General features: G+C 67.5%; 10 protein-coding genes. 2 read left to right on the forward strand and 8 right to left on the reverse strand.

What is annotated here, in order from left to right:
- The 3 genes from VFL64_RS19075 to VFL64_RS19085 all read right to left on the reverse strand — a co-directional run.
- Positions 1–908: cryptochrome/photolyase family protein (locus VFL64_RS19075; protein ID WP_489541964.1), on the reverse strand; the 908-nt coding region annotated here is incomplete at its 3' end.
- Complete coding sequence (locus VFL64_RS19080; protein ID WP_489541965.1) at positions 901–1,095, reverse strand: DUF2256 domain-containing protein; 195 nt, start codon at positions 1,093–1,095, stop codon at positions 901–903. The genes VFL64_RS19075 and VFL64_RS19080, both read right to left, overlap by 8 nt.
- 34 nt (positions 1,096–1,129) lie before the next feature.
- Entirely contained in the window at positions 1,130–2,224 is a 1,095-nt protein-coding gene (locus VFL64_RS19085; protein WP_489541966.1) for an NAD(P)/FAD-dependent oxidoreductase, read from the reverse strand.
- 104 nt (positions 2,225–2,328) lie between these two features.
- Between VFL64_RS19085 and VFL64_RS19090 the strand changes: the two genes are divergently transcribed.
- The gene (locus tag VFL64_RS19090; protein WP_489541967.1) at positions 2,329–3,390 is read left to right on the forward strand and encodes a MerR family transcriptional regulator; all 1,062 of its coding nucleotides are present in this window, start codon (positions 2,329–2,331) and stop codon (positions 3,388–3,390) included.
- Positions 3,391–3,484: 94 nt separating this feature from the next.
- Here the strand turns inward: VFL64_RS19090 and VFL64_RS19095 are convergent, their stop codons facing one another.
- Entirely contained in the window at positions 3,485–4,447 is a 963-nt protein-coding gene (locus VFL64_RS19095; RefSeq protein WP_489541968.1) for a sodium-dependent bicarbonate transport family permease, read from the reverse strand.
- Positions 4,448–4,519: 72 nt separating this feature from the next.
- On the opposite strand from VFL64_RS19095, the gene VFL64_RS19100 reads away from it, so the two are divergent.
- On the forward strand, positions 4,520–5,461 hold the full coding sequence (locus VFL64_RS19100; RefSeq protein WP_489541969.1) for a LysR family transcriptional regulator: 942 nt from the start codon (positions 4,520–4,522) through the stop codon (positions 5,459–5,461).
- A 120-nt stretch (positions 5,462–5,581) separates the two neighbouring features.
- Here the strand turns inward: VFL64_RS19100 and VFL64_RS19105 are convergent, their stop codons facing one another.
- From VFL64_RS19105 to pstS, 4 genes are all read right to left on the reverse strand, one after another.
- A complete protein-coding gene (locus tag VFL64_RS19105; protein WP_489541970.1) occupies positions 5,582–6,100 on the reverse strand; it encodes a hypothetical protein in 519 nt (172 codons plus the stop codon).
- Positions 6,101–6,106: 6 nt separating this feature from the next.
- Positions 6,107–6,436, reverse strand: a complete 330-nt coding sequence (locus VFL64_RS19110) for an antibiotic biosynthesis monooxygenase family protein (RefSeq protein ID WP_489541973.1) — start codon at positions 6,434–6,436, stop codon at positions 6,107–6,109.
- Between the two features lie 78 nt (positions 6,437–6,514).
- On the reverse strand, positions 6,515–7,855 hold the full coding sequence (locus VFL64_RS19115; RefSeq protein ID WP_489541971.1) for an esterase-like activity of phytase family protein: 1,341 nt from the start codon (positions 7,853–7,855) through the stop codon (positions 6,515–6,517).
- Between the two features lie 73 nt (positions 7,856–7,928).
- Complete coding sequence (pstS, locus tag VFL64_RS19120; RefSeq protein WP_489541972.1) at positions 7,929–8,975, reverse strand: phosphate ABC transporter substrate-binding protein PstS; 1,047 nt, start codon at positions 8,973–8,975, stop codon at positions 7,929–7,931.
- Positions 8,976–9,593: the final 618 nt, after the last annotated feature.

Raw genomic sequence — 9,593 nt, forward strand, 5'->3', positions numbered from 1 at the left:
TGCCCCGCATGGAATGCGGCCTCGGCTGCGGCCACCACCTCCCGGGGATTGAGCAGCTTGAGGTTGAGCGCGGCCGAGAGCTGCGCGTGATAAAGCCACGGGTCGCCCGGCCACATTGCGTCCTGGTAGCGGCCGAAGCGAGGCAGTCGCTGCTCGATGAAGGCCTGCAAGGACTGCAGTGCCTGCTCGCGCGTCACAGGCCAGGCGAAGCCGTCGAGGCGGCCCGGATGGCCGGCAAAGTGCGTTTGGACGAGTTCGATGACCTCGCCCGTGATGGCGTTGGGCTCGAAGCAGGTGCGCGGCGGCAGGTCGCCCGGGCCGTGGGCGCCGAAGGCTTCGCGGTTGTCGGCGTCATAGTTCCATTGGCCGCCGATGGGCTGCGCATCATCGCCCGCGCCTTGCATGAGGATGCCTTGGCGCCTTCGCTGCTCGCGGTAGAAGAACTCCATGCGCAGTGTCTTGCGTCCCTTTGCGTGCGCCGCGAAGTCACGAACGCTGCAGAAGAAGTGGCGGTCTTCCCGGATGTCCAGCGGCAGCCCGCTGGAATGCGCCACCTCCTTGATGGCCTGCAGCACCCGCCATTCACCCGGGGCGGTCATCACCAACCGGGCCGGGCGAAGGCGCTGGATGTCGGCCTGCAGCTGGGCGGACAGTGTGCGGGCGTGGGCATGCGACTCGATGCGTGTGTAGTGAACGTGTCGGCCGGCTGCGAGCAGCGCCGAAGCGAAGTGACGCATCGCGGTGAGGAAGAGCGCAATGCGCACCTTGCTCGACCAGACGTGGGTCGATTCTTCGCCCACCTCGGCCATCCAGACCGCATCGACATCCGCGTCGAAGCCGTCGAAGCCGGAGGCGTCAAGGTCGAGCTGGTCGCCCAGCACGACAACCAGGTTGCGCACGTCAGCCACCCCGGCGCCTGGTTCGACGGCACGCGTCGGAGCAGTACTTCACCTCCGGCCAGTTCTTCGCCCACCGCTTGCGCCAGCTCATGGGCCGGCCACATGCCGTGCAGGGCTTGCTGGGCAGGGTGGCCTTGTTGCCGCGGGCGTCAGGCGCCGACGACACGGCACGGCGGCTGGGGTGAGAGAGGTGCATTGCGCTGTCGAGGTCCGTCGGCAAGAGGAGAGGCTCAGCGAGCGGCCAGCATCGGGGGTGAGGCATGGGCGACGACGGACGAGGTGGACCGATGAGCGGCGTCTTGCGCCTGCAGCACCGCCGTGGCCAACGCGCGCCCGGACAACCATGCGCCCTCGACGCCGCTGCCGCCCAGGAAGTCGCCGCAGGCGCCCAGCCCCCGGGTCGCGTCCCACCAGCACGACTCGGTCGGCTGTGCAGGATCTGCCACCGGCAGTGCGTAGCGCCAGCGGTGCACAGCGCTTTGATGCCAGTCGACGGGTTGGCCGAGCCAGTCGCCGAGCGCCGCCTGGAGCTGCAGCTGAACCCACCCCGCAGGCTGCTCGAGGTAGCGGCGGCTCCAGCCGGCGCGGGCGTGGACGACCCAGTGGGCCTTGCCCGCCGCCCGCTCCCGGCCGGGGCGGGCATCGTTGCGCAGCACCCAGGCGAGTGGGCCGGTCGGAGGCCTTGCAGCATCCCAGGCCGTTGCGAAGTCTGGCCCATCGGCGATACCCATCAAGGTCCAGCACGGCTGCATCGGCGCGACGGCCGCGTGCCGACTCCAGTCGACCCGATGTGGCCCGAGCAGGGGCGCGGCCTGCGCCGGCGGGATCGCAAGGACGACGACGTCGAAGCGCGTGGAATGACAGGCCCCTGCCGCCTCGATTTCCCACCCAAGCTCACTGCGATGCAACGCGTCGACGGCGAATGACCAGGTGGCCGGTATGCCCGCCAGCAAGCGGCGGCACAGCGCAGGCATGTCCGGCAATGGCAGGTACAACTGCTCGCCGGCTTCGAGCGGCAGACTGCCTTCGGCCATCGAGGGCATCCATGGGGCCAGGTCGCCGACGCGTATCGCGTCGGCGAGAAATGCCTTGAAGGCAGACGTGCGGGCCGTGATGCCCACCGCGCCATGGTCAAGTCGCGTCGAACCGGCTTGGCCGCCACGTTCGACCCACTGGAAGCGGCGGGTGGCCATTCGGCCCCCGGGCCCTTGTGATTTGTCGAAGACGTGCACGGCGTGACCTGCGAGGGCCAGCCCGTGGGCGCAAGCCGCACCGGCCATGCCTGCGCCAATCACCGCGACGGTTCTGGTGGGATGGGAAGCCATCAGGGCATCATAGGGATACACGCTTCATATGCATTTCGTCTTCTGATAAGCCGCGGTTCTTGTCCAATAATCAAGGTCAATTGCGCTTCATGACAGAGTCAACTATGGGAAATATCGCGTCAGAATCGAAACAGAATGCCCCGGGCACGGGGGGCGCTTCGCTTTACCGCAGCGGCGCGGTGGCGCGGATGCTGCGCATGCCCGTCGCGACGCTGCGAGTCTGGGAACGGCGTTATGGCCTGACGCAGCCGCAGTTGTCGCCGTCCGGACAACGGCTGTATTCGGGCGACGATGTGCGGCGCCTGGCGCTGATCAAGCAACTGACCGACGTGGGCCACGCCATCGGCAGCGTCGCGACCCTCGGCATGGTGGAGCTGCAGCGCGTCGCGTCGACCCACGCTCAGACATTGGCTGCGTCCCAGGGCCAGGAGCTCGCGGAAACCTTCCGGGAGGCCCCCGTCACCCCGTGGCGGGTGGCCGTGATCGGTGCGTCGCTGGGCAACCGGCTGCGACGGCCGGCGCTGTTGCGGCGGATCGGCCGGCCGGTGACCTGGCTGGGCCCTTATGACGATGCCGGACAGGTTGCCGCGGCACTGGAGTCCTCGGAGGTCGACCTCTTGTTGGTCCACGCACCGCGTCTCCAGGAGGGTTGGCTGGCGTCGCTTGACAAGGCCGCGCCATCGCTGGCCGAAGTGCCGAAAGCGGTGCTGTACGGGTTTGCCGCCGACGCGTTGTGCGAGGCCATGGCTGACGCCGGAGTGTCCTTGCTTCGTGATCCGCAACCCGACGCCGTGTTGGGGCCATGGCTGCAACTGTTGTCGTGGACGTTCAAGGCGCCGCCGTCGAACCTTGAGAAGCCCGCCCTGCAAGCACACTCCCTGCCGCCACGCCGCTGGGACGACGCCGCTCTGGCCGACTTTGCGGGCCTCTCTTCGACTGTGGCGTGCGAGTGCCCGCGACACGTCACCGAACTGCTGGTGCAGCTGTCGCACTTCGAGGCCTACAGCGCCGAGTGCGAGCACCGCAGCGTGTCCGATGCCCAACTCCACGCCTACCTCCGCCAGGTGGCGGCTGAGTCACGGGCCCGCTTCGAAGCGGCCCTGGAGTACGTTGCGCTGCACGAAGGCCTCCTGCTGCCGGAGCTTTCCGCGTTGGCCAGAACGTGATGCTCGCGTGGGCGGCGCGGAGCGCCGAACGCCCGCCGCGGCACGACACACCGCAACCTCGTACGCCCTGAGGTGCATGCATGTGCGGCTGCGCTCAGAGAGCCCTGTGTGCAATGGAGACGAAGAGCGGAATGCCCACCATGATGTTGAAGGGGAACGTCAAGCCGAGCGACATGCCGAAGTAGAGCGAAGGATTGGCCTCGGGGATGGCCTGTCGAATGACCGCCGGTACCGCGATGTAGGACGCGCTTGCTGCCAGCACCATCAAGAGCGCTCCGTTGCCCGGCGAGAGCCCCACGGCCGCAGCCAATCCAAGGGCCAGGCTCGCGTGAACCAGCGGGCCGACGAGCGCGTAACTCACGAGCCACGGTGACTGCCCTTTGAGGGCGCTGATGTTCCGGGAGGCGAGCAAGCCCATGTCAAGCAGGAAGAAGGCGAGCATGCCTTTGAACAAGTCACCCGAGAACGGCTGCATGGCTTTCTGCCCTGATTCGCCAGTGACAAGCCCGATCACCATCGCACCCAGCAGCAGCAGCTGGGCACCATCGGTGAAGGACTCGTGCAGCACCCCGCGCAGGCCGACCCCGTGCGCGTTGGAGGTCGCCCCCTGTTGCCGGCGCGCCATGTTCGCCAACACGACGGCCATGATGATGGCAGGCGACTCCATCAGCGCCATGGCGGCCGCCATGTGCCCCCCATACGGGAGGCCCCGTGACTCCAGGTACTGCACCGCGGTGATGAAGGTGACCGCGCTGACGGATCCATAGGTCGCCGCGATCGCAGCGGCATCGAAGCGCGAGATGTGCCGCTTCAAGATCGCGTAGCCCAGCAACGGCACGCCAATCGCCAGCAACATTGCACAGCCCAGGCTCAACGCCACTTCGGCCCCCAGGCCGGACTTGGCAATCGCGAAGCCGCCTTTCAGGCCCAAGGCCATCAGCAGGTACAGCGAAAGAAACCGCGCAATCTGCGGCGGAACCTCCAGGTTGGATCGCACGGTGCCGGCGAGAAGTCCGAAGACGAAGAAGAGGATGGCCGGATCGAGAAAGTTCTGCATGGGAGCGAATGCTCAAGCAGGCGATCTGTCGGAACAAGTGATATGTTCCGAAGAGAACTATTGGATAAGGCAATGAAACAGAGTGCACCACCGGGCCTTCGGAATGCGCCTCGCGCGAGCCTTGTGCAGCTGAGGAGTCACGAGGCGGTCGTGCGCCTGGGCAGCGTGGTGCGTGCCGCGCAGGCGCTTCACCTCGCGCAGCCCACCGTGTCGACGCAGCTCAAGGAACTGTCGGCGGCGCTGGGTGTTGTGCTCTTCGAACCAAGCGGAAGAGGACTTGTTCCGACGGCGGTGGGCCAGCGGCTGGCCGAGACGGTCCGCGCCATCGGTGCCACGTGGCAGGAGTTCGAGGACGATGCCGCCGCCCTGCAAGGGCTCAAGCGCGGGCGTTTGCGTATCGCCGCGGTGACGACGACCGAATACTTCCTACCCGACCTGCTGGGGCCGTTCGCTCGCCAGTACCCCGGGATCCAGATCGAGCTCGCCGTTGAAAACCGTGCCGCCGTCGTTGCGCGGCTGGAACGCGGGGACGATGAGATGGCAGCCATGATGCGGCCGCCGGACCACCTTCGCCTGGCCCGCTGGCCCTTCCTCGAGAACCCGCTGGTGGTGATTGCGCCTCGCGATCACCACCTCGCCGGTCGGCGGCGACTGAAGTTGTCCGACTTGACCGAAGAACCGTTGCTCACCCGTGAGTCCGGGTCCGGCACCCGAGCGACCGCGGAAGAGGCCTTCGCGAAGGCAGGCGTGGTGTGGGAACCACGCATGGCGCTGGGCAGCAACGAGGCCATCAAGCATGCCGTTCGTGCCGGCCTCGGGCTGGCGGTGCTGTCTCGCCACACCTTGGCGGCGGACCCCGCTTCGGAGGGTCTTACGCTGCTTCCCGTCGCGGGGTTCCCGCTGCGCGGTCGGTGGTACCTCGTCTGGCGCCAGGACAGGCCACTCTCACTTCCTGCGAAGACCTTTGTCGACGACCTGAGCCAACGGCTGCGCATTCGCGCGCTGCCACCCTAGGCACCGTTGCGGTCGCCTGGCCCATGCGACGAGGTCGTCTTGCGTTTCAATGGCATGGGGTTCCTCGTGCAAGGGCCTGGCAAGCGTGAGGGCCGCGATGATGGTTCGGCAACGCGGTGCTCATCTGGGCCGAGCACCCGGCTGGCCCAGCCGGACACCGACCCGGGTGTTGTGCAGCTCGAAGCGATAGGCTGCAGCGCATGCCTTGCCGCGCGGGCTCGAACGAAGCACCTCGTCGGCTTCGATGTTGGCGATCCGCCGACGCAACTCTCTTGCCGTCTGGCTCACGGTCCACGATGCGGCCGAAGCGCAGACCTTGGGCACCTCGCTCACAGAGACCTGCGACAGCACGTAGTCCGTGCACGCACCGACCGCGATGCGAAGCGCCTCTCTGTGCACATCATTGGCCTTCGGGTCATTGCCGCGGCTCAGCCGGACCGAGATGTTGATCGCCTGAGGCGCGCAGTCGGCGGTGAGCCTGTTCAGCTCGGCCATGCCGGCAGCTTGCGTGCCCAGGTAGGTGTTCACGCCGTCGGGGCCGTCTGCTTGCAGGCGCCGCTCCAGGCCGGCGAGGAACGACTCCGACGCGATCGCCACCGCGGGAAGAAGAGCCATCAGCGCCGCGGCGAAGCTGCGCACGGTGCGTCAGGCCACCGGCGGGGTGGCCAGCACGTGGCTCAGCCCGGAATCCCCATAGGTGCGCAGAACTTGAGAGATGACGACCTGGTAGCCCGCCAGCCAATTGCCCTGGCCTGCCTTGGCTTCCAGGTGGCGTGGGTGCTGGACGAGCTGTTGGAGCGCCTCCAGGGATTCCCAGTAGTAGACGTTCGACACCAGGCCCGCAGCCGCGTTCTCCCACGACTCCTCTCCCAGGTAGCCCGGGATCGCCTTGGCCGCTGCCGCAATCTCCTGATCGAGACGGTGAAAGCTCTCGTCGAGCTGTCGGGTGGCGAAGATGAAGGTCGAGGAATACATGGCGGCGCGGCCTGCGGTGATCGGCGTGCCGAAGCCTAGCAGCATGGGAGTGGGCTCCCCCATGCTCTTGAGACCGCTTCAGTCGTCGTCGCGCTCGCTGCCGTGGCCGCGCCCGCCTTCGCGCTCGTCGTCGGTCAGCGAGATCGGCAAGCGGATGCGCAGGAACTCGGTGTGGTCCGACGCCAGCTCGCGCCCACCGCCATAGGGGAAGTTGTTGTCGTTGACGACCAGCAGCGTGCGCGGGTCGAGGATGAGCACGTCTTCGATCGTCACGTAGGGGAAGCTGAAGGTGGTGCTGCCGTCGCGGTTGAGGTCGTGCGGGTCGGCGAGCTTCATCAGGTCGACCAGCTCGAACTTGCGGGCCACGCCGCCTTCGGCCACGTCTTCGATGTCGACCAGGTAGACCTTCTTGAAGGGCGCGAGGTTGGGCGTGGTGGCCGTGCCGCCGTTGCGCTCCAGCACGATGAAGCGGCGGTCGTCCACGGCCACCATGTCGCCGATGTTGGTGCCCTGCGCGTCCAGCGGATAGAAGAAGCGCCGGCCGGTGTACGACTCGCTGTGGATGTCGAACTCGTCGATGCGCAGCGTGTTGGCCGGCTGGTCGCCGGCCACGGGCCGTTCGAGCAGCGTGTAGAGCTTGCTGCCGCTCTTGTTGATGGCCATGCCCTCGAAGCCGCCGGAGCTCGGCAGGTTGGCCACGGCCTTGCCGGCGACCACGTCCCTGTGCTGCGGCGCGTAGACGCCGGGCATGGGGATCTCGCTGCGCAGCACCGTGCCGCGGGCGTCGGTCTTGATGAGGTAGGGGCCGAACTCGTCGCCGAACCAGTGGTTGCCGTTGCGGTCGCGGCGGATGGACTCGATGTCGAAGTCGGCACCGGTGAGCAGGCGGCCGGCGCGGATGCTCGGGTCGACCTTCGGGTTGGCCGGGTTGTTGTAGTAGTTGGCGTAGTCGGCCTGGATGGGCACGGTAAGGCGGTGCTTGGCGTCGTTGAGCTGCAGGCGCGTCTCGGCGTCGAAGCGGTCGCGCTCCTTGCCCGTCTGCCAGTCGGCCGGGGACACGCTGCCGGCACCACCCTTGCGCGTGCGCCAGTCGATGGCGACGGTGTAGGCGCGCAGCAGCGCGTCGGCCGAGTTGGCCTGCGCGCCGAAGCCGTTGTCCACCAGAAAGTGGAAGACGTTCTTGCGCGGGCCGGCCAGCACACCCGAGAAGCCCTGCACCGGCTGGCGGTGCGCAAACGGCGGCAGGTTGGTGCCGTAGGGGTTGGCGGCTGCGAACTGGCCCGAGGTGGGGCCGTCGGCAAAGGTGGTGGCCGGCATCTGCGCCCAGCCGGTGAGCACCTGGGCGTGGGCCGTGCTGGCGATCAGGAAGGCGGCAGCCACGGGGGCAAGGGCATAGGGCAGGCAATCGGTCAGGCGCATGGCGGTCCTTGGGGTGGGAGGAAGAAGCCGCCGATGCTGGCCTGCGTTCGTGGCAGGCCGATGACGTTGCGCGCTAGTAGCTCAGGTAGTGCAAGGCCCGACCATCCTGTGCCTTGACGCTCGCAAAGCGCGCGGCGATGCGCGCCTGCACGACGATGGGCAGCGGCGCAAAGCCGGTGCCGCGCGTGAGGTCGTCGCCATGCAGGAAGCACCAGTACAGGAAGCGCAGCGCCGGGGCCGCCGCATCGGCCGCCTTGGGGTTGGCGTCGAGCAGCGCGAAGGTGGCGGTGGTGATGGGCCAGGTCTCCACACCCGGGCGGTCGAGCAGGCTGGCCAGGTCGTTGCCGGTGCGGCCCAGTTCGCTCTCGCGGATGGCCGAGCGGAAGCCGTTCTCCGACGCACGCACGAACTGCCCCGCGGCGTTGCGCAGGCGCACGTCGGCGAGGCGGTCGTTCACCACGCGGTCGTAGCTCACGTAGGCGATCGCACCCGGCGTGGCCTTGAGCGCACGCACCATGCCGTCGTTGCCTTCCGCCGAAACCACCGCACCCGGCCACTTGGGCAGCTGCGAGTCACCCACCTGCGTCTTGAACGCGGCCGACACCTGCGAGAGGTAGCGTGTGTAGCCCTCGGTGGTGCCCGACTTCTCGGCGCGCACGATGCGCTGGATGGGCAGCGCCGGCAGGCGCACGCCCTTGTTGAGCTCGGCGATGCGCGGGTCGTCCCAGCGCGCGATGTCACCGAGCTGGATGTCGGCCAGCGTGCCGCCGTCGAGCTGCAGCCCGCGCTCGCCCAGGCCCGGCAAATGAACCACCGGCACGATGCCGCCCACCACGGTAGGAAACTGCACCAGCTTGCGCTTGGCCAGCTCGGCCGGCGACAGCGGCGTATCGGAGCCTGCGAACGCCACCGCGCGCTCGGTGATCTGCTTCACCCCATCGCCCGAGCCCGTGGGCTTGTAGGCCACGCGCACACCTGCGTCGCGCTGGTAGGTCTCGGACCACGTCGCATAGACCTTCGACGGGAACGACGCACCCGCGCCCTGGATGTCTGCATGTGCCGGGCTGCTGCCCGCAAACAAAAAAGCCGCGATGACCGCGGCAGCGTTGACCCGTTCCATTCCTGCTGATCCGTCTCTGTTGAAGGCGCGCAGCATATGGGGAAACCCGAATGGCTGTGGTCTAGGCCTTGCGGGCTACAGGTCACCGCAAGGTGGACAAATTCCTGTCACATAACGCTGTTAGCAAATTAGCACGCTCCCGTTGCTCAAACGATGGGCATCCCAATGGAGCGCAAGCGCCACGCCACTTCTTGCCTGGCACGGGCCGGTTATCCACACACTTAACCACATCAATGGTGGAGAACTGCGTGGTGGGTGGGGCTTGCGTGAGGTGGGGGATTGTGAGAGGCGAGCCGCCTTCACATCGCTCGCCATGCTGCCCGGTACGCCGCGGCTTCCGTGGCCCATGTCTGCATCAGGTTAGATATCAACAGGGCGGCATCATGAGCTTGCCCGTCGGTCGACCCTGGTGCAGACAGGGCGCCTGCGCTTCAGCACCGCCTGGCCAGCTTCGGCGTGTTCGTAGGTCGCTGAGGCGCCGCAGGCGCGGCCTTCTCAACGCCTTGCCGTCTGCCTTCTCGACGGCTGCATGGCCTCGGTCGGCCATCCGCAGCTCGCGATGAGCAAGGTCTTGATCTCGGCGCGAGCCACCGTCGGCGCGGGCTGCTGCTGGAGTTC

This window comes from Rhizobacter sp. (assembly GCF_035702065.1).
Lineage (GTDB): Bacteria > Pseudomonadota > Gammaproteobacteria > Burkholderiales > Burkholderiaceae_C > Rhizobacter.